Raw genomic sequence first — 19,724 nt, 5'->3', positions numbered from 1 at the left:
CTGCTTGGGGCTATCAGGCGCACACCGCGCCGGTCATCGCAGAGCGCCCCTCATGTCTGCGGTTTGCGGATCACGTCATGCCATTCGGGATGACGTTCGATCTGTGCCTTGGCGAACGGGCAGAGGGGGACGATGGTGACCCCGTCCCGGCGAGCATCTTCGATGGCCTGGCGTACCAGTCGTTCCCCGACCTTGCGGCCGCGCAACGTGTCTGGAACATGGGTGTGATCGATGATGATCATGCCGTCGCCGGCGCGGCTGTAGGTCATTTCGGCCTCGGCACCGTCAATGACCAGTAGGTAGCGGCCCTTCGCCGGGCCATCCTCACGCTCGACCTTTTCGTCTCCGATGGCGGGCGCGGCGGTCACCACCGCTGCATCGGGGGCACGGACCTTGCGGGGTTCTCCATGGTCACATTCCAGCAGATCGCGGTCCCACCCGCCCAGTTCCGCCGCCGCCTCGTAGGTGGAGACGAGGAAGGCCATCAGAGCCTTTTCGGGATCGGGGGCTGACCGCACGGCGTCATAGGGCAAGACGAATTCGGACAGGGTATCGTGCCAGAATGCCGCTTCGGGCTGGACGGTCGCGGCGCGGTAATTGCCGGGCGATGGATAGGCATAGGCATAGAAGGCTGGGTAGTCGATGCTGTTGCCGCCCGGCCAGAAACCGGCTGACGAGACTTCGCGATCATAGGCTTCCTGCGCCACGTCATCGGGCAGTGCCGGGATCCCGGCGGGATGAAGCGGCGCGCGGCGTCCGGAGAAGCGCGTTACGGCCAGATCAAGCGCGCCCCAGAACAGGTGAACGGGGCTGGATTTTCCAAGAAAAGAGGTGCGGAACCGGTTGAAGACCCGGTCGATTGAAATCAGTGCCTTGTGGAAGTTGCGCACGGCCTCCCGGTCATAGGGGCGGTCGCGGTCATCCTCGGCGAAGGGAACCGGGAATGGCACTTCGTTCGGGCTGCCATGGAAGGTCGGGTCGCCACCGAGATCGGAGACCAGCTGCACGAAGCGGGCATGGAAGGCCGCAACGGTGGATGGCCCCAGATCAAACGATAGCTCGCGGCCTTCCCCACATGTGCCCACGACCTTGTGATTGAGAAAGTCGAACAGGATCTCAATGCCCGGCCCGTCAGGGATGGGCGAGGATGCCAGCCCCCTCGGCGTGACGTAGAAGGTCGCGTTCCACGAATGGTTGATCCAGGGCGTGTGCGCCAGCCGGTATTTGCCCACGATCTGCAGATAGAGATGCAGCGCTGAACAGGTCTCACGCCAGCTGAGATAGTCGATTTGGGGCCAGTTGCTGTTCATGTCTCTTGTTCTCCATTCGGTTTGAGTCCGGCAGGCAGGGTGGTTCAGTCGGGCAAGCGAACGTGCTCGTCGCGGTCATCGACCGGCAGGTCGAAGCGTCCTTGCCCCCAGTTCTCCGCGCGCCATTCAGTTTTGGCTTCCTCGATGCGTTCCCGGCTGGAGGCGACGAAGTTCCACCAGATGAAGCGCGGCGTGTTGAACGTCGCGCCGCCAAGGATCATAAGGCGCGCGCCGCGCTCTCCGGCGGCGACCGTGATCGGGTCACCGGGGCGGAAGACCATCATCTGAGCGGCGCCGAATTCCTGACCGGCAACCGAGATCGAACCTTCAACGATGTAGATGCCGCGGTCCTCGTGATTGTCCGGCATGGGCAGCCGGCTTCCCGGCTCAAGCCTCACATCGGCGTAGAAGGTCTCGGAAAACATCGCCGCAGGCGCGGCCTTGCCATAGGCGTTTCCGAGAATGAGGCGGACCGATACGCCGTGATCCTCGATCACGGGCAGGGTCTCCTTGCCGAAATGTTCAAAGCTCGGGTCCACGTCCTCATGGCTGTCAGGCAGGGCCAGCCAGGTCTGTATGCCGAAAAGGCTGTTGGGGCCTTTGCGCGCCTCTGCTGACGTGCGCTCGGAATGGGTGATGCCGCGCCCGGCTACCATCCAGTTGAGCGCGCCGGGGCTGATGATCTGATCGGCACCAGTGCTGTCGCGGTGATGGAAATCGCCCTTGAACAGATAGGTGACGGTGCCAAGGCCGATATGCGGGTGGGGCCGGACGTCGACGCCATGCCCGGTCAGCAATTCTGCTGGCCCCGCCTGATCGAAGAAGATGAAGGGCCCGACCATCTGCCGCTTCGATGCGGGCAAAGCGCGCCGGACCTCGAAATCGCCGAGATCGCGGGTGCGCGGGATGATGAGGGTCTCGATCGCGTCACTCCCGACATTATCGGGACAACCGGGCTCGATTGCAGGGTTCCAACTCATGGCTTCAACCTCGGACAGACTGCCGGATGTGGCGGGTCCAAAGTCGTATCCTCCGGCCTCCGCTCCAGCTAGACCTGCAATTGGCTTATCTGTGTCGCGCAAACTGGAACCCCTTGGACAGGCTTTCTGTGCAGGGACTGCCAGTTCAGGGCGTTGGGGAGCTCGCGAAGCGTTCCGCGTTGCGCGACAGAGCGCGTCGGGACGTGGCCCTTCCGCCCGCGGACAGGGAGTGGCACAACCATGGGGCGGCCCGCGTCTGATGGCCGTGCCTTGTTGGAAAAAACCGGTTCAGGGAGTTCATGCGATGACGAAAGGGTCGGACCTGTTCGTGGCCGCGCTTGAGAATGAGGGCGTGGACCGGATATTCGGCGTGCCGGGCGAGGAAAATCTCGACCTTCTGGAGTCCTTGCGAACCTCGCGCATAGAGCTGATCCTCACCCGGCATGAGCAGGCGGCCGCGTTCATGGCCGCAACCCATGGGCGGCTGACGGGAAGGCCGGGCGTCTGCCTTGCTACGCTTGGTCCCGGAGCGCTGAATTTTTCGACCGGCGCGGCCTATGCGCATCTCGGCGCCATGCCGATGATCCTGATCACCGGGCAGAAGCCGGTGATGAGCGCCAGGCAGGCCCGCTTCCAGATCGTCGATATCGTCGCCTCGATGAAGCCCCTGACCAAGATGTCCCGCCAGATTCTCAGCGCCGGCAGTATCCCTTCGATGGTGCGCGACGCGTTTCGTGTTGCGATGGAGGAGCGGCCCGGGCCGGTTCACCTCGAACTGCCAGAGGATGTCGCGTCGGAGGACGCTCACGGCGCGTCGGTAATTCCTGTCCATGAGGTGGTGCGCGCGATTGCAAGCCCGTCCGCACTGGACAAGGCCGCTGAGATGATACTGGCTGCCAGACACCCGCTGGTGATGATCGGCGCGGCGGGCAACCGTCCGTCCCTTGTGGAGCCGCTATCGCAATTCGTGCGGCGTACGGGGCTCGCCTTCTTCAATACGCAGATGGGCAAGGGCGCCGTCACCGGCGGCTCCAATCTCTTCATGGGAACGGCCGCGCTCTCGGAAGGCGATTACATCCATGAAGCGGTCGATCACGCTGATCTGATCATCGCCATCGGCCATGACACGGTCGAAAAGCCGCCCTTCCTTATGGAGAGCGCTGGCGGGCCGAAAGTCATTCATGTCGGCTACCATTCGGCGAGCGTGGAACAGGTCTATCATCCCGATTTCGAGGTGATCGGCGATATCGGGGCGTCTGTCGAGGCGCTCGCAGAGCGGCTGGACGGGCGTCTCCCGGCTGATGAGGCCATGCTGAAGCTGCGTCAGAAAATCCTCGCCCGCCTCAATGACCGCGCAGAGGAAGACCGCTTTCCGGTCACGCCGCAGCGCATCGTGCATGATGTCCGCAAGGTGATGCCGGAGGATGGCATCGTCTGCCTCGACAATGGCATGTACAAGATCTGGTTCGCCCGCAATTACCGCACGCACGTCGCCAATACGCTGCTGCTCGACAACGCGCTTGCCACGATGGGCGCGGGCCTGCCCTCGGCCATGATGGCCGCGATGCTCTACCCCGACAGGCGGGTACTCGCGGTCTGCGGCGATGGCGGTTTCATGATGAACTCGCAGGAGATGGAAACGGCGGTCCGGCTGGGGCTGAACCTTGTCGTGATGATCCTCAATGACAGTGCCTATGGCATGATCCGCTGGAAGCAGGCCGTGGATGGCTTCCCGGATTTCGGAATGAGCTTCGGCAATCCGGACTTTGTGCGCTACGCGCAAGCCTACGGAGCCAAAGGATCGCGGGTGACGTCCGTGGAGGATCTGGTGCCAACGCTCGAGGCTGCTTTCACCGATGGCGGTGTCCATCTGGTCGATGTGCCGATCGATTATTCGGAAAATACGCGGGTGCTGGTGGACGAATTGCGTAACCGTTCCCCTGACGTGGACTTTGCCTGAGCGGATGACCGTGGACGGGACGAGGGTTTGAACATGCTGAAAGTCGTACAGGCTTATGACCGCGCCCTGATCGCCGAGATCGAAACCGATGACGCAGGTGCGCTGGAGCGCAAACTCGAGGCAGCTGTGCGCGTGTTCGCGGATCGCACCGGCTGGCTCCAGCCGCATGAGCGGATCGCGATCCTGCGCAGGCTGGCTGGTCTGATGGAGGCCCGGCGCGACCATCTCGCCCTGCAGATCGCGCGCGAGGGCGGGAAGCCTCTGCCTGATGCCATCGTTGAAACAACGCGCGCCATTGACGGGGTCCATAATGCAGCAGACGAGCTGCGAAACCTTGTAGGCCGGGAAATTCCGATGGGCCTGTCAGCGGCGTCTGAAGGCCGCTGGGCGTTCACGACAAAAGAGCCTGTCGGAGTTGTCGCCGCCATTTCGGCGTTCAACCACCCGCTCAACCTGATCGTCCATCAGGTCGCGCCCGCCATCGCGGCCGGCTGTCCGGTCATCGTCAAACCGGCGATCACCACACCGCTCTCCTGCCTCGATTTCGTGGCGATGGCGCACGAGGCCGGGCTGCCGGGAGCCTGGTGCCAGACCTTCATCACCGACGATAATCAGCTGGCCGAAAAACTCGCGACCGATCCGCGCATCGCCTTTCTGAGCTTTATCGGATCAGCCAAGGTCGGCTGGGCGTTGCGCTCGAAAGCCGCGCCGGGTACGCGCGTGGCGCTGGAGCATGGCGGCGCAGCGTCGGCCATTGTCGACCGGAGCGCGGATATCGCGAAGATCATTGAGCCCATCGTCAAGGGCGGCTTCTACCATGCGGGGCAGGTCTGCGTGTCGACACAGCGGATTTTCGTCCACGCAGACATTGCAGAGGATTTCACGCAAAGACTGGTGGCGCGCGTGGAGAGCCTGCGCACGGCAGACCCGGTGCTGCACGACACAGAAGTCGGCCCCCTGATCCTGCCGCGCGAAGCGGAGCGCGTATCGGAATGGACCCGCGAGGCGGTCAGCGGAGGAGCAAGGCTTGCCACCGGCGGTGAACGCCTGTCGGAAACCACGCTCCGGCCAGCCGTACTGCTCGATCCGGCGGACGATGCTAAAATTTCGACGCAGGAAGTGTTCGGACCGGTGGTCGCCGTCTATCGCTATGACAGGCTGGACGAGGCGATCGCGCGGGCAAACAGCCTGCCGACCGCTTTCCAGGCGAGCATTTTCGCGCAGGACATTGATGTGGCGATGCACGCCGCCAATCATTTCGACGCCTCGGCGGTGATGATCAACGATCCCACGGCCTTCCGCACGGACTGGATGCCCTTCGCGGGCCGCAAACAGTCCGGCTACGGCACGGGCGGCATCCCCTTCACCCTGCGCGACATGACGCACGAGAAAATGATCCTGATGCACAAGGGTTGAGGCCGCTTGTGTCCGCGCTCCTTGCGGGCTGCGAGCTGAGACCCTCGGCTCCCTTATTCACTTCGAGATTTCTGCGCCTTTCACAGTGTTGGGCTATAGGCGTTGTTTCTGGCGCTGCGTTCTGAGAGTCTGATAATCGGATTGCGGATGGTGCCGATTGATTTTGCTCCCTCGCGGATGTTTCATGGCGCGCCTGGCGAGGGATGGTGATGAGGGACTCCTCAGCAAAAGATAGGGCGTCTGATCCGGACGCGGACGGACTGGAACGCCTGACCCGGGAGTTCCGCCCGTCGCTGATGCGCTATTTCGCAAAGCGTGTGCGGCAAAGCGCCGAGGTGGAGGATCTGACGCAGGAAACGCTCGTGCGGCTGGTCCGGCGGGGTGACATCACCCATTTCGACTCCGTCCGGGGCTATGTCTTCGAGACCGCCAGCAGTGTTCTCAAGGACTGGCTGCGCCGCCGCCGTGTCCGTCATGAGGACGCGCACGGACCGATGGACGGGCTGCACCTGGCTGATGAGAGTTTTGAGAATGACCGCGTTCTTATAGGCAAGGAACGCCTTGAAATGGTAACGGCCATATTGCTGGAACTCCCCGAACGGCCAAGGACGGTGTTTGTGCTGAAGCGGCTTGAAGGCATGACATACCGCGCAATCGCAAAGCGGTTGGGAATATCGGAAAGCGCTGCGGAGAAGAATATGCGGCGCGCCATTGCCCATCTGATTGACAGGATGGCAGAGCGATGAACCGTGAGAGCCCGGAGCGGGAATTGGAGGCCATGTCGGCCAGTGAGGCGGCCGCCTACTGGCACGCTTTGCTGCTGGAAGGGCCGCTGGGACAGGCGGACGCCGCGGCGCTGGAGCGCTGGCTGGCAGCTGCGCCAGCGCACCGCGAGGCGTTTGATCGCGGCGCGCATGCGCTGGAGATTTTCGACGATCACGCTGATGCCGCCCATCTCAGGGCGCTGCGCAAGTCTGCCCTGCTCGCCGGACCCAGGCGCTCACCCCGGTTGCCCTGGCAAGCGGTGGCCGCCAGCGTGCTGCTGGCCGGGCTTGCTGGCCTGGCTGGTCTGCATCTCGCCTTGCAATTCCTCCAGGACGCAGGTGCCGGTGACGAGGCCGGGTTTGCGGTGGCCGATCACTACCAGACGCAGGTGGGCGAGCGGCTGGAATTCGTGCTGGCCGACGGAACTCTTGTCACGCTGAACACTGCCACGGAAGTTCGGGTGGAATATTCCGCTGACGAGCGGGTGATCCGGCTGGAAAGGGGGCAGGCGTTTTTTGACGTGGCGCGTGACCCGGCCCGCCCATTCTCCGTCGTCGGCAATGGAACGCGCGTGACAGCGATTGGCACCGCCTTCGAGGTTCGCCTTGAAGATGACCGGTTCGATGTTGCCCTTGTCAGCGGATCAGTGGTCGTACGCCCGCCCTCCATGGCGGATGGGCGTCCGGCAGATGCCGTGACGCTGACGCCCGGCCAGCGGCTGGTAGAGGCGGCCGGCCAGCCAGCCGTGCTTCGAGAGATGGATGCGCGCCGGGAGATGCGGTGGCGTGAAGGGTTCATCGAGCTTGACGACGAGCCTCTGGCCTCGGCCCTCGCTGAAGTGAACCGGTACACGCGAGCACCGATCATCCTTGCCGATCCGCGCCTGGAGGAATTCAGGATCAGCGGGCTTTACCGCACGGGACGTCCGGAGGGCTTTCTCGATGCGGTGTCTGCCGTTCTGCCTGCCGGGATTGTCCGCGATGACGGGCAGATACTGCTGGTCTGGGCAGGAGACTCCTAGGGCCGGACAGCCGGCCGGCTCCCCACGCGCGCTGCCTTGAGCGGTATGCATACTGCTAAAACTGCCGTTACGAGGTGCGGACTTTCGCCTCTCCCGCGTTCTGGGCTTCTGACCGGGTTTCCGGCGAGCGAAAGATCGGGGAGAATAATGAAACGATCATCTTCTGCAGGCCGCCTTGCGGCAATGATGGCGGGCTGTGCCCTCGGAGTTCTGACAAGTGCGGTGGCGCTTGCCAGTCCGGGCGCGGTTGTGGATTTCGATATCGAGGCCCAGCCCCTTGCAACCGCACTGATCGAGTTCGGACGGCAGTCGAGTTCGGAAATTGCCTTCTCGCGGGCCGATCTTGAAGGCCAGATGGCACCGCCCGTGCGCGGGAGCTACGAGCCTTCGCAGGCGCTCGCCCTGTTGCTCGACGCCGCCAACGTCAATGCCCGCACGACAGAGCGCGGCGTGACGGTTATCGAACCCGCTCCGCATCACCCCGCTGCCACGCAGGGACAGTCTTCGGCCGGCTCGACGCAGAATCGCGCCCAGCCATCCGGTGGCGGGGGCGGGATGGCCAATGCGTCCGGACGCGGATCGTCTGCCGCGCTTGAGGTCATCTATGTCACCGCTCGCAAGCGCGAGGAAGATCTGCGCAGGGTTGCCGGTTCGGTAACCGCCCTGACCGGGCGCCAGCTTGACGAGCTGGGCGCGCAGAGCTTTGCCGACTACCTCACCCGTCTGCCTGGCGTCCAGTTCAACGATGCCATGCCGGGCTATTCCTCGATCAGCATTCGTGGCGTCTCGTCCACCACGTCAATTGATGTGGGGCAGGGGACCACGGGCGTCTACATCAACGAGGTGCCGCTCACCGAGCCGTTCAACAGCGCGGGCATTCCGGACATCGATGCGTTCGACATGGAGCGTGTAGAAGTGCTGCGCGGGCCGCAAGGCACCCTCTTTGGTTCGGCGACTTTGGGCGGCGCGGTGAACTATGTGGCGGCGCGCGCGGACCATTCAGGATTTGATGGGCGGGTTGAGACCAGCCTGTCATCCACGTCCAGCGCGGGCTCTCCCAACTATACCGGCAAGGCGATGGTGAATGTGCCGGTCATCGAGGACCGGCTCGCCATCCGGGCGGTAGGCACCTACCGGCGCAATGCCGGCTACCTGGACAATGTTGGTGTGGGGCAGACCGACACCAATGGCATAGACAGCTATGGCGGACGCATATCGGTGGAATGGCAGGCAAGCGAGGCGATCTCTGTATCGGCGCTCAGCCTGTTCTTCCGCAGCGAAACCGAGGACTCCTTTTCGGCCTTTCCCGGCCTTGGCGACCTGACCCGCTCGTCCAGCCTGCTGGAGCCCTTCCGGGCCACTACCGAGGTGCACAGCCTGCGCAGTGATATCGATCTGGGCAGTGCGACGCTCGTCCTGCACGCGGCGCGGATGGACAAGAGCACCCATAACATCGCCGATTTCACGGCCAATTTCGGCGGACTTTTTGCCAATATTCCCACACAGGTGCCGCTGGTGGCCGAGCGGCAGTCATCGGGCGATCTGTTCGAGGCGCGCCTGATGTCGCCTAGCGGCGGCACGTTCGAATGGCTGGTTGGTGCCAGTTATAACCGTACGCGGATCGACATGCCGAGTTATGCGGAGTTCGACGGAGCGGCAGCGCTCATCGAACAGATTTACGGGCCGGCCTTCGGGGCCGGGGTCGGCGCGCTGGCGGCACCCGGAGACCGCTTCACCGATTACATGTTGCGCGTCAACGGCGAGGAAGCGGCAGTTTTCGGCGAGGCCAACTGGCGTTTTGCCCCGAACTGGACGCTGACCGCAGGCGGGCGCTATTTCGATACCAGCATCAACCATAGAAGCCGGATGACGGGGCTGCTTACGCTCCTGTCCAGCGGTGATCCGGTATCCGAGCCCGATCCGGCCAGTGCAGGAGAGACGGGGTTCAACCCCAAGATATCGCTGACTTATGAGTTCAGCGATAACCTGATGGCCTATGCCCTGGCCTCGCGTGGCTTCCGCTTCGGCGGTCCCAACCCCATCCCGCCGAACCCAAATTTTCCGTCTCCGGAAAGCTTTGGCTCGGACACGCTCTATAACTACGAGATCGGGGTGCGCGCCTCGTCACCAGACCGGTCCTGGCTTTTTGACGCGACTGTGTTCTATATCGACTGGGACGACATCCAGCTTCAGGTCGTTCGCGGTGATAATCTCGCCTTTGCCGACAATGTGGGCGCGGCCCGCAATTACGGTGTCGATGTCTCGGCCACCTGGCAGCCTCTGGCCCAGCTGAGCCTGACGACGATGGTAGGGTATCTGGATGCCACATTGCGTAATGAGGTGGTGTCGGGCGGCACGACCGTTGAGCCGGGTGCGCGTATGCCGGGGGCGTCGCGCTGGCGCATCTCCAACGCCGTTACCTGGACCGGTGATGGTGCCCTTGAGCCGATGGCCATGCTGACCCACCGTTATGTATCCGGTGCGCCGAGCAATCTGGCTGGAACGCTGGAGCAGGGGGACTATCACGTGCTCGATGCGCGCGGATCATTCCGTGTGCAGGGGGCCCGGATCGAGGGCTTTGTCGAGAACATTGCCGACAGCCGGGGCGTGACCGTTTCCCAGCTGGGTGGTGGCATACTGCGCCAGCACCATGTGCGCCCGCGCACAGCCGGTGTGCGCTTCACCTACGACTTCTAGTCATCCGGGCCCCGGCATTGCCGGAGCCCGCTTGCATGGAGGCCATTATGGTCAGTTCCTGTATTTTTGCCTGCCTGCTTCTTTCCTCTGCCAGCTTCGCTACGCTTGAGCCGGCCGCCTCCAACGATGTCGTGGTGCTTGAAGGGCTGCGCTATGAGGTGCTCCGCTCCGGTCCGGCAGACGGCCCGCACCCGCGCCTGTCCGACCAGATCGTCGTGCGTTACGAGGGGCGGCTGGAGAGCGGCGAAGTCTTCGACTCCTCGCTGGAGGCCGAGCAGCCGGTGCAGTTTCCGTTGCGCCGGCTTATTCCCGGCTGGGGCATTGCGCTGCGGCTGATGCGTCCGGGCGATGACTGGATCGTCACCATGCCGCCGGAAATGGCTTATGGGGAGGATGGTATCGGTCCCATACCGGGCAATAGCACGCTTGTTTTCCGTATCCAGCTCATTGACATCCAGCCGGGCGAGGAGGGGCAATGATGAGCTTGCGGCGGTTTGTTGCCCTTGCCGGAACGGGACTTGCGCTGGTCATTTGCCCGCCCCTTCCTGCGGCGGATGATCTGGAATGGCTGGAACCCGATTTCGGCGAGGAAGCGCTGGACTGGGCGCGTGCGGCAACGCAAGCGTCGCGTGCGGCGCTGACGTCCGAGCCCGGCTATGACGCCATAGCGCTGGAGCTGGGCGAGGCGGTTCGTGGCCATCGCCCGCCGCAAACCTACACATTACTGGGCGAGCGTGCCGTCCGGGTGTTGCGTGATGCGAGCCATCCGCGCGGCCTTTTGCAAGTGGCGCCCCGCGGTGAGGACGGTCTGCCGGGTGAATGGCAAACCGTATTGGATATCGGTGCCTATGGTGACGAAATGAACGCCCAGCTCACGCTGGACTGGGCCTACACGTCCTCGTGCCTGCCGCCCGAGTACAGCCGTTGCCTGCTGGCGTTCTCTGATGGCGGCGCGGATGAGCGCGCCTTGCGCGAGTTTGATCTTGAAGCCGGGAGCTTCGTGGAGGACGGGTTTGAGCTGGGTGCCGCACGGGTGCAGGCTGCCTGGATTGATGCCGATACGGTCCTTGTTGCACACAGCCTTGGCGACAGCGTGATTACCGTTGCGGGATGGTCGGCCTCGGCACGCCTCTGGCGGCGCGGCGGCGACCCGCTGGAAGCCCCGGTGGTGCTGACCGGCGAACCGGGCGATGCCACCTTGCAGCTTCTGCGTTACGGCGCCTATCCGCAGGTGCTGGCCACCCGCGTGATCGATTATTCCACCTTTGAGGTGTTCACCGTTGATGGCGAGGGCCGGGTAGCCCAAGTGCCTGTGCCGCGCTCCGTCAAGGCGTTCGGGCCTCTGGGCGGCACGACAAGCCATGTGGTGTTCCAGCTCTCCGAACCAGCCCGGATCAACGGCCAAGATGTGCCTGCCGAGAGTGTGATCGCCTTCGGCCTTGATCCCCAGGCGCCGGGTGCCGGTCGGCTGGAAGTCGTTCATATCCCCGAGGATGAGGCGGTCATCGACAGTTTTGGCGGGTTTGCCTCGACGCGCGATGAGGTGTTCTTTTCCGTGCGCGCATCGCTCCAGACCCAGATCCGTGCGGTGCGGCGCGGCGCCGATGGCTGGACAGCCCGGACAGTGGCACAGGCCGAGCCCGGCGTAGAGGTTTCAGTGGTGGCGGCAGATCCGGCTGGTGATCAGGTGGTGCTCCGGCGTGCGGGCTTCCTGCTGCCGCCCACACTGTCCGTTCCCGGCCCGGACGGCGAAGATATCCAGATCGAGCAGGCCGAACCGGCCTTTGATGCGTCAGGCTATATCGCTGAAGTCCGCTCGGCCTTTGCGCCCGATGGTGAGCGCATCGATTTCTATCTCGTCCGGCCGGAACATCCCGATGGCCCGGTGCCGGTGCTGATGACCAGTTATGGCGCTTTCGGCATTTCCTTCGCGCCGAACTATTTCGGCGGGGGCATGGGCGGGCCAGCCATGCGGCTGTGGTTTGAACGGGGCGGCGCGCTGGCGGTCCCCGCCATACGCGGCGGCGGCGAGCGCGGCGTGGCATGGCATCGCGCTGCGATGCGTGAACGCCGTCAGGTGTCTTATGACGATTTCATCGCGGTCGCCGAAAACCTTGTCGATAGCGGGCTCACGACGCCCGACATGCTGGGCGTGTTCGGCACATCCAATGGCGGGCTGCTTTCCGCGGTGGTGTCGGCCCAGCGGCCGGATCTGTTCGGCGCGGCTGTCAGTGATGCTCCGCTGGCTGATATGCTGCGTTATCACCAGATCGCCATGGGTGCGGCATGGATGGACGAGTATGGTGATCCGCGCGTGCCGGAAATGCGCGAGGCGCTTCTTGGCTACTCGCCGGTTCAGGCCATCCGGCCGGACGGGCGCTATCCGCCCTTCCTCGTCACGGTGTCGACCACGGATAATCGCGTCGGCCCGGCCCATGCGCGAAAGCTGGCCTTCCGCCTTCAGGCGGCCGGTGGCGAGGTGTTCTTCATCGAGAATGAGCTGGGTGGGCACGGCGTCAGCGATGCGCTTGCCCGGCCTGACATAATGGCCATGCGGATGCATTTCCTGATTGCCCGGCTGATGCCCTCAGCCGGGCAATAGTCCACCATGCCGGTTGGCCGCGTTCTCATTCCTCAGGCGCGTCCTATACTGAGCTTGCGATGCGTCATGAGGGAGCCATGCCCGAGACCATTCTTGCCGCCGAGCCTGTGCTGCGCCTCGCCGCGTTCGGCGGTGTGCTGGGCGTGATGATGGTGTGGGAGCTGGCTGCGCCTCGCCGCAGGCGCGAAATTCCACGCCTGGTCCGCTGGAGCAATAATCTGGCGCTGGTCGTGCTAGACACGGCGATTTTGCGCCTTGCCTTTCCGGTGCTCGCGGTGGCCTTTGCCCTGTGGGCTGAAGGAGCGGGCTGGGGCCTGTTCAACCTTCTGGATACGCCGCTCTGGCTAGCTTTGCCGCTTTCGGTCCTGCTGCTGGATCTGGCGATCTATGGCCAGCACGTGATGTTTCATAAAGTGCCCCTGCTGTGGCGCTTTCACCGTATGCACCACGCGGATCTGGAGTTTGACGCCACGACGGGCCTGCGCTTCCATCCCGGCGAGATCGTAGCGTCCATGCTCATCAAGCTCGCGCTGGTGGCGCTGCTCGGTGCACCGGCTCTGGCCGTCCTGGTGTTCGAGGTGCTGCTGAACGCCACCTCCATGTTCAACCACTCCAATATCCGCCTCCCGTTCGGCCTCGACCGGGTGTTGCGGCTGTTCGTGGTGACGCCAGACATGCACCGTGTGCACCATTCGGTCCTGCGCCACGAAACCGACAGCAATTACGGTTTCAACCTGTCCTGGTGGGACCGGCTGTTCGGCACCTACCGTGCGCAACCCGAAGCGGGACATGACGCGATGACGATTGGCATCGAGCAGTTCCGCACACCGCGTGATCTCTGGCTTGATCGCATGTTGCTCCAGCCATTCCGGGGGAGGGGCAATGACGCGAAAGAGGCGGACATGCCGAGCCATACCGCATGATCCGCGTTGCCCCGCAGCGCCATTACGCCAACACGTCATCGCTCCACCACCGCGCCTTTACGCCAACACGTCATCGTGCCACCAGGCCATTATGGCATCACCATCAGCCACCACCATCACGTCATTTTGCTTGTTGACTCCATAAACTTTGCAAATCAAAGTAATTTGACCAAAGCAATTCAGCCGGAACATTACGAAAATGTATCGTAAAGGGTGCTTTACAGGTAGGGGCGGAGCTTCTACCCCTTGTGCCAGCGTGGCGCATCAGGGCGCGGGACAGGCAGGGGACAAGATCAATGAGTGATGATCGCCGGGACAAATTGCGGTCGCTGAGCATCAACCGGGATGAGGAGGAGCGGCGCAGTGGCGGCGTTTCGCCGGTCATGCTGATCGGCGCCATGCTGGTAGCGGCGGCGCTGGCCGCAGGCGCGGTATGGTTCCTGACCGGTAATGATGGCCAACAGGCTGCGCCCGCGCAGCAGACCGCTGCCAGCTCGCAGCCTGCGCCAGTCAGCAATGCGGCAAGTGCGCCGGGTGAAACAGCACCTGCTCCGGCACCGCGTGCACCGCGCGCATCGGGTCTTGTCGCCTCTGGTTATGTGGTGGCGCGCCGTCAGGCGACGGTATCCGCCGAGATTACCGGACGCATTGCCGAAGTGCTGGTGGAAGAAGGCACCGAGGTCGAGGCGGGCGAAGTGCTGGCCCGGCTGGACGATACGCGTGCGCAGCTCGATCTGGAGCTTATCGACTCCCAGATTGCGGCAGCCGAGGCGCGCGTGCGGTCTCTGGAGTTTCAGGCGCGCGAGGCCGGTACGGTTACGCGCCGGGCGTCCAGCCTGTTTGAGCGGGAGATTGCCTCTGAAGCGGCGCTGACGGCTGCGCAGGCCCAGCAATCAAGCCTTGAGGCCCAGCTGCGCGCTGCGCGCGCCGAGCTGGACAGCGCGCGTGTCCGCCGGACCAGTCAGGTGGACCTGATTGCCCGCCACGTCGTGCGCGCGCCGTTTGCCGGCGTCGTGATCGCGAAGAATGCGCAAGTTGGCGAGATACTCTTTCCCGGCTCCGCCGGGGGCGGGTTCACCCGTACCGGTGTCGCGACACTGGTGGATATGGCCTCGCTGGAGATCGAGGTTGATGTGAATGAAGGCCAGATCCAGCGCGTGACGCCCGGCCAGCGCGTCGAGGCGGTGCTGGATGCCTATCCGGAGTGGCGGATTCCCGCCCGGGTGGAGGCGATAATACCCACTGCAGACCGCAGCCGCGCAACCATCAAGGTACGCGTGGCCCTCAATGAGCGCGACGCCCGCGTCCTGCCGGACATGGCCGCCCGCGTGACCTTTATCGAGTGATGACGGCCACTGGCCGGGACTGAATTTTCAAGGGACAGGACATCATGGCAGACGCATCAGGACTTTACGAACTCAAGGGCCTCTCCAAGCGCTATACGCGCGGCAAGGAGACCGTCGCGATCTTTGACGGGCTCGACATGACGATCTCGCAGGGTGATTTCATCGCCATCATGGGGCCGTCGGGCTCAGGCAAAACCACTCTGCTGAACCTGCTGGGCGGGATCGACAAGCCCAGCTCGGGCGAGGTCCTGTTCGAGGGCCAGCGCATCGATAATCTCAGCCAGGGCCGCCTTGCCAAATGGCGTGCCAAGAATGCCGGCTTCATCTTCCAGTTCTACAATCTGATGCCGACGCTTACCGCCGCGCAAAATGTGGAACTGCCCCTGCTGCTGACGAACCTGTCGGGCAAGGCGCGTAAAGAACGGGTGAAAACCGCGCTTGATATTGTCGGCATGGTGGAACGGGCCGGACACCGTCCGGGTCAGCTTTCCGGTGGTCAGCAGCAGCGCGTGGCGATTGCCCGCGCCATCGTGGCTGACCCGAAAGTCCTGCTGGCTGACGAGCCGACGGGTGATCTGGACCGCAGCACGGCAGATGAAATCCTGCAGACGCTCCAGCTGCTCAACAAGGAGCTGGGCAAGACCATCATCATGGTCACGCACGACCCGGAAGCGGCGACCTATGCCGCGCGTGAGCTGCACCTGAACAAGGGCCGCTTCGAGGAGAAGGGGAAAGCCTGATGAACGACGCAACTCTTATCCGCAAGAACCTGTTCCGCAAGCGGTTGCGGGCGGTTCTGCTCATGGTGTCGATTCTGGTCGCCTTCCTGATCTTCGGTGTGCTGGGCGCGTTCCAGAACGCATTTTCGGCCGGATCCGGCACGGCGGCGCAGGAGCGGCTGGTAACCGTCAACCGGATCAATTTCACCGTGGCGCTGCCCTATGCCTATTGGGGCCGTATCCAGCAGGTGGAGGGGGTACGTAACGCCGCCCCGGCCAGCTGGTTTGGCGGCTATTATCAGGAGCCGCAGAACTTCGTGCAGAGCTTCGCGGTCGATCCGCAATCCTATCTGGATGCCTATCCCACCGAGATCGTCCTGCCGCCCGAAGAGCGCGCTGCGTTCCTTGAGGGGCGTACCTGCGCGATTGTCGGCCGGGCGCTTGCCAACCAGTTTGGCTGGTCAACGGGCGACCGTATCCCGCTCATGTCCAATATCTGGCAGAACATGGATGGTTCGCAGGCTTGGGAGCTGGATATCTGCGGGGTGTTTGATGACACCGAAGGCACCTATCCGACCAACTATCTCATGCTCCATTATGAGTATTTCAATGAGAGTCTGGCCTTTGGCCGCGACGGCTTTCACTGGTTCACGATCAACACGACAAACCCGGCCCTGAACGACCAGGTCAGTCAGGAAATCGATGCTCTGTTTGCCAATTCGCCGGCGGAAACATCGACCACTACCGAGGCTGCGTTCAACGAAGCCTTCATGGAGCAGTTCGGCAATATCGGCCTGATCCTGACCTGGGTTATCGGGGCGGCATTCGCGACCATTTTGATGATTGTCGGTACGACCATGGTGATGGCGGTCAATGAACGCACCCGCGAGATTGCGGTGCTTAAAACGCTTGGCTTCACCGCGCCGCGCATCTTCCGCATGGTGCTGTGGGAATCGATGCTGCTCAGCTTCCTTGGCGGACTGATCGGTCTGGGGCTTGCCACGCTGGCGGCCTCTGCAGCCAGCGCCGCCATGTCGGGCTTCCTGCCGCCATTCGGCATATCGCTGACCAATGTTCTGACCGCGCTTGCCCTGATGGCGGCGCTGGGTGTCGTGACCGGTTTGCTGCCTGCCTGGAATGCCATGCAGGTGCGCATTTCCGAAGCGCTCGGCAAGATCTAGGAGAGATCATCATGCTCAAACAGACAACAGCCGTAACGCTTCTCAATCTGCGTTCCATCCCGCAGCGCTGGGGCATGTCGCTGGCGACAGTCCTCTCCATCGCCCTGGTGGTTGGCGTGCTGCTCGGCTTCATGGCTATGGCCAGCGGTTTCAGGGCCACCGTCGATGGTGCGGGCTCGGAAGATGTGGCGATCATGCTGCGCGGCGGCGCGATGGCGGAGATGAACTCCAATATCGCCCGCGACGAGGTGCGCCTTATTGAAATCGCGCCGGGTATCGCCGCCAGCGATGAGGGCGAGCCTCTTATCTCCGCCGAGCTTTATGTCATCGCCGATGGCATAAAGCGCGCCACGCAGACGCCGGCCAATCTGGCCCTTCGCGGGGTCGGGCAGTACGGGCCGGAGCTTCGCCCGCAGTTTTCGATGGTGGAGGGGCGCATGTTCAGTCCCGGCACCGGGGAGCTGGTTGTGGGTGAAAGCGTGCTGCGTGAATTTGACGGGTTCGAGCTGGGGCAGAGCATCCGGCTGGGCAGCAATGAGTGGACCATTGTCGGCGTTTTCTCGACCGGCGGATCGGTGTTTGATTCTGAAATCTGGGCTGATCTTGGCGTGATCCAGAACCTCTATGACCGTGGCTCCAGCGTGCAGACCATCCGTGCACGGCTAACCTCGCCAGAAGCGGTGGAGGAGCTTCGCGAATACGTGGAGAACGAGCCTCGTCTCAATATGGAGGTGCTCTCCGAGCGGGCCTATTTCGCGCGGTCAGCGGGCGGCACGACCAATCTCATCATGTTCCTTGGCTGGCCGCTGGCTTTTGCCATGGCCATCGGCGCACTCGCCGGCGCCTGGAACGCGATGTATGCCTCGGTCGATGCACGCACGCGTGAACTGGCAACCCTGCGGGCGATCGGCTTTGGCGGTTTCCCGGCGTTTTTCGCTGCCATGGCCGAGGCGCTGGTGCTGGCCTTTGCAGGCGGGCTGATCGGCGCTCTGGCAACCTGGCTTGTCTTTGACGGGGTGAGTGCCTCCACGCTGGGGTCGGGCTTCACGCAAGTGGTGTTCTCCTTCGCCGTCACCTCCGATGCGGTGGTGCAAGGGGTGATCCTTGCCCTGATCGTCGGCTTTCTGGGCGGGTTTATCCCGGCTGTCCGCGCGGCGCGCATCCCCCTGCTGGCGGTGCATTCCGACTGATACCGGCCCGGTCTGGCGGGGGCAGCCCCCTCATCAGACCGGGACCGTCCATCCCCTGTATTTTATCGCGGTTGTGCGCTTGACCTTCGCGGCGCGCCCATCACCAATGGCAGCCGGACGAAGACAATAAGAGGGGATTGCCGATGACCGGACAGGAAGGCGCGGGTAAGCGCTCTTGGCTGCAGATACCGCATACGCTGGTCTTGATGGTCATCATGATGGCCTTCGCGCTGGTGCTGACCTGGATACTGCCTGCGGGCAGTTTCGAGATGCAGCCCAACGAGGCCGGGCGGATGATGGTGGTGCCCGGCACCTATGAGGTGGTCGAGGACGCGCAGACACTGGCGCCCTGGCATCTGCTCAGCGTGGTGCCGCGCGCCATGGCCTCGGCATCTGATGTCATCTTCTTTGTCTTCCTGATTGGCGGCGTGCTGGGCGTGGTGCGCTCAACAGGCGCTATCGACGCGGCGATTGGCGGCATGCTCCACCATTTCCGTGACCGGCTGGCGCTGCTGATCTTTGCTGCCATGTTCATCTTCGGCACGTTCTCCGCCACATTCGGCATGGCCGCAGAATACATCGCCTTTGTCGGCATACTGGTCGCGCTATGCGCGGCGCTGCGGCTCGATTCCATGACGGCTGTCGGGATGATGGTTGTCGGCTATGGCGTCGGCTACGGCATTTCGTTCATGAACCCGTTCACCGTGATGGTCGCGCAGGACATTGCCGAGCTTCAGCCGCTTTCGGGCTGGTGGTACCGGCTTGCTATCGCCGTGCCGATGTTCGCCATCGGCTTCCATCACGTCTACAGCTATGCCCGCAAGGTGAAGGCCGATCCGTCCAAGAGCCTGATGGCCGGGCTGCCCGCCACCGTGGCCCCGCCAGCGGAAGACTATCCGAAGATGAACTGGCAGCGCCGTCTGGTCCTGTTCTCGCTCGGCGCGACGATTGTCGGCCTTGTGCTCGGTGTGATGCTGCAGGGCTGGTGGCTGACTGAGCTCGCCGCCATCTTCCTGGCGCTGGCGGTCGCAGCCATCATTTTCGGGCGTCTGCGCCTTGATGATGCGGCTGAAAGCTTCATCACCGGGGCGGCGCAGCTGACGGCGACGGCACTGCTGGTCGGTTTCGCCCGCTCGATCTCGCTCATTCTTGAAGACGGGCTGGTGCTGCACACCATCGTCAACGCGCTGGCGACGCCGCTGGATCAGGTCCGCGCGGAGTTTTCCGCTGTCGGCATGTTCCTGCTGCAGAGCCTTCTGAACCTGTTTGTTCCGTCTGGTAGCGGTCAGGCTTTCGCCACCATGCCGATCATGGCCCCGATTGGTGATCTGGTCGGGGTGAGCCGTCAGGTGACGGTGCTGGCCTTCCAGTTTGGCGACGGTTTCTCCAACATGATCGTGCCGACCAATGCGGTGCTGATGGGCATACTCGGCCTTGCCGGCATTCCCTATGACCGCTGGTTGCGCTTTGTGTTTCCGCTGATGATAAAGCTGACCATTGCCGGGGCGCTGGCTCTGATGCTGGCGGTCTGGATCGGCTATACCTGACCGGGCGGCCTACTCTGCCGGTTCCATTCTGAGCTCCAGCGTCAGCACATTGTCACCAATAGGTGAC

The 19,724-nt window shown here is 63.3% G+C and carries 15 protein-coding genes; 13 read left to right on the top strand and 2 right to left on the bottom strand.

Going from position 1 to position 19,724, the window contains the following annotated elements:
• Nucleotides 1-50: 50 nt before the first annotated feature.
• Nucleotides 51-1,310 (bottom strand): DUF5996 family protein, encoded by a 1,260-nt coding sequence (locus ACQ5ID_RS13120; protein WP_429912878.1) that lies wholly within the window; start codon nt 1,308-1,310, stop codon nt 51-53.
• Between the two features lie 44 nt (nt 1,311-1,354).
• Entirely contained in the window at nt 1,355-2,290 is a 936-nt protein-coding gene (locus ACQ5ID_RS13115; protein WP_429912877.1) for a pirin family protein, read from the bottom strand.
• Between the two features lie 304 nt (nt 2,291-2,594).
• Here ACQ5ID_RS13115 and ACQ5ID_RS13110 point away from each other — a divergent pair, with 304 nt between their 5' ends.
• From ACQ5ID_RS13110 to ACQ5ID_RS13050, 13 genes are all read left to right on the top strand, one after another.
• Nucleotides 2,595-4,250 (top strand): acetolactate synthase large subunit, encoded by a 1,656-nt coding sequence (locus tag ACQ5ID_RS13110; protein ID WP_429912876.1) that lies wholly within the window; start codon nt 2,595-2,597, stop codon nt 4,248-4,250.
• A gap of 33 nt (nt 4,251-4,283) precedes the next feature.
• On the top strand, nt 4,284-5,666 hold the full coding sequence (locus ACQ5ID_RS13105) for an aldehyde dehydrogenase family protein (protein ID WP_429912875.1): 1,383 nt from the start codon (nt 4,284-4,286) through the stop codon (nt 5,664-5,666).
• A 209-nt stretch (nt 5,667-5,875) separates the two neighbouring features.
• Complete coding sequence (locus ACQ5ID_RS13100; protein WP_429912874.1) at nt 5,876-6,412, top strand: RNA polymerase sigma factor; 537 nt, start codon at nt 5,876-5,878, stop codon at nt 6,410-6,412.
• On the top strand, nt 6,409-7,452 hold the full coding sequence (locus tag ACQ5ID_RS13095) for a FecR family protein (protein WP_429912873.1): 1,044 nt from the start codon (nt 6,409-6,411) through the stop codon (nt 7,450-7,452). Before ACQ5ID_RS13100 ends, ACQ5ID_RS13095 begins: the two co-directional genes overlap by 4 nt.
• Nucleotides 7,453-7,599: 147 nt before the next feature.
• Complete coding sequence (locus tag ACQ5ID_RS13090; protein WP_429912872.1) at nt 7,600-10,149, top strand: TonB-dependent receptor; 2,550 nt, start codon at nt 7,600-7,602, stop codon at nt 10,147-10,149.
• Nucleotides 10,150-10,196: 47 nt separating this feature from the next.
• Nucleotides 10,197-10,628: an FKBP-type peptidyl-prolyl cis-trans isomerase gene (locus ACQ5ID_RS13085; protein WP_429912871.1), complete on the top strand. Its 432-nt coding sequence runs from the start codon at nt 10,197-10,199 to the stop codon at nt 10,626-10,628.
• Nucleotides 10,625-12,751 (top strand): prolyl oligopeptidase family serine peptidase, encoded by a 2,127-nt coding sequence (locus ACQ5ID_RS13080; protein WP_429912870.1) that lies wholly within the window; start codon nt 10,625-10,627, stop codon nt 12,749-12,751. Before ACQ5ID_RS13085 ends, ACQ5ID_RS13080 begins: the two co-directional genes overlap by 4 nt.
• A gap of 77 nt (nt 12,752-12,828) precedes the next feature.
• Nucleotides 12,829-13,674, top strand: a complete 846-nt coding sequence (locus ACQ5ID_RS13075) for a sterol desaturase family protein (protein ID WP_429912869.1) — start codon at nt 12,829-12,831, stop codon at nt 13,672-13,674.
• Nucleotides 13,675-13,970: 296 nt separating this feature from the next.
• Complete coding sequence (locus ACQ5ID_RS13070; protein WP_429912868.1) at nt 13,971-15,020, top strand: efflux RND transporter periplasmic adaptor subunit; 1,050 nt, start codon at nt 13,971-13,973, stop codon at nt 15,018-15,020.
• Nucleotides 15,021-15,064: 44 nt separating this feature from the next.
• Nucleotides 15,065-15,760, top strand: coding sequence for an ABC transporter ATP-binding protein (locus ACQ5ID_RS13065; protein ID WP_429912867.1), 696 nt, complete (start codon nt 15,065-15,067; stop codon nt 15,758-15,760).
• On the top strand, nt 15,760-16,920 hold the full coding sequence (locus tag ACQ5ID_RS13060) for an ABC transporter permease (RefSeq protein WP_429912866.1): 1,161 nt from the start codon (nt 15,760-15,762) through the stop codon (nt 16,918-16,920). The genes ACQ5ID_RS13065 and ACQ5ID_RS13060 overlap by 1 nt, the downstream gene beginning before the upstream one ends.
• Nucleotides 16,921-16,931: 11 nt before the next feature.
• Nucleotides 16,932-18,110, top strand: a complete 1,179-nt coding sequence (locus ACQ5ID_RS13055; RefSeq protein WP_429912865.1) for an ABC transporter permease — start codon at nt 16,932-16,934, stop codon at nt 18,108-18,110.
• A gap of 143 nt (nt 18,111-18,253) precedes the next feature.
• A complete protein-coding gene (locus tag ACQ5ID_RS13050; protein ID WP_429912864.1) occupies nt 18,254-19,657 on the top strand; it encodes a YfcC family protein in 1,404 nt (467 codons plus the stop codon).
• Nucleotides 19,658-19,724 lie beyond the last annotated feature (67 nt).

Source organism: Glycocaulis sp. (assembly GCF_050485565.1).
Lineage (GTDB): Bacteria > Pseudomonadota > Alphaproteobacteria > Caulobacterales > Maricaulaceae > Glycocaulis.
This window is presented reverse-complemented; position numbering and strand designations above follow the sequence as displayed.

Coding starts and splice junctions, on each gene's coding strand:
- ACQ5ID_RS13120 (WP_429912878.1), bottom strand. CDS start 1,310: ATGAACAGCAACTGGCCCCAAATCGACTATCTCAGCTGGCGTGAGACC.
- ACQ5ID_RS13115 (WP_429912877.1), bottom strand. CDS start 2,290: ATGAGTTGGAACCCTGCAATCGAGCCCGGTTGTCCCGATAATGTCGGG.
- ACQ5ID_RS13110 (WP_429912876.1), top strand. CDS start 2,595: ATGACGAAAGGGTCGGACCTGTTCGTGGCCGCGCTTGAGAATGAGGGC.
- ACQ5ID_RS13105 (WP_429912875.1), top strand. CDS start 4,284: ATGCTGAAAGTCGTACAGGCTTATGACCGCGCCCTGATCGCCGAGATC.
- ACQ5ID_RS13100 (WP_429912874.1), top strand. CDS start 5,876: ATGAGGGACTCCTCAGCAAAAGATAGGGCGTCTGATCCGGACGCGGAC.
- ACQ5ID_RS13095 (WP_429912873.1), top strand. CDS start 6,409: ATGAACCGTGAGAGCCCGGAGCGGGAATTGGAGGCCATGTCGGCCAGT.
- ACQ5ID_RS13090 (WP_429912872.1), top strand. CDS start 7,600: ATGAAACGATCATCTTCTGCAGGCCGCCTTGCGGCAATGATGGCGGGC.
- ACQ5ID_RS13085 (WP_429912871.1), top strand. CDS start 10,197: ATGGTCAGTTCCTGTATTTTTGCCTGCCTGCTTCTTTCCTCTGCCAGC.
- ACQ5ID_RS13080 (WP_429912870.1), top strand. CDS start 10,625: ATGATGAGCTTGCGGCGGTTTGTTGCCCTTGCCGGAACGGGACTTGCG.
- ACQ5ID_RS13075 (WP_429912869.1), top strand. CDS start 12,829: ATGCCCGAGACCATTCTTGCCGCCGAGCCTGTGCTGCGCCTCGCCGCG.
- ACQ5ID_RS13070 (WP_429912868.1), top strand. CDS start 13,971: ATGAGTGATGATCGCCGGGACAAATTGCGGTCGCTGAGCATCAACCGG.
- ACQ5ID_RS13065 (WP_429912867.1), top strand. CDS start 15,065: ATGGCAGACGCATCAGGACTTTACGAACTCAAGGGCCTCTCCAAGCGC.
- ACQ5ID_RS13060 (WP_429912866.1), top strand. CDS start 15,760: ATGAACGACGCAACTCTTATCCGCAAGAACCTGTTCCGCAAGCGGTTG.
- ACQ5ID_RS13055 (WP_429912865.1), top strand. CDS start 16,932: ATGCTCAAACAGACAACAGCCGTAACGCTTCTCAATCTGCGTTCCATC.
- ACQ5ID_RS13050 (WP_429912864.1), top strand. CDS start 18,254: ATGACCGGACAGGAAGGCGCGGGTAAGCGCTCTTGGCTGCAGATACCG.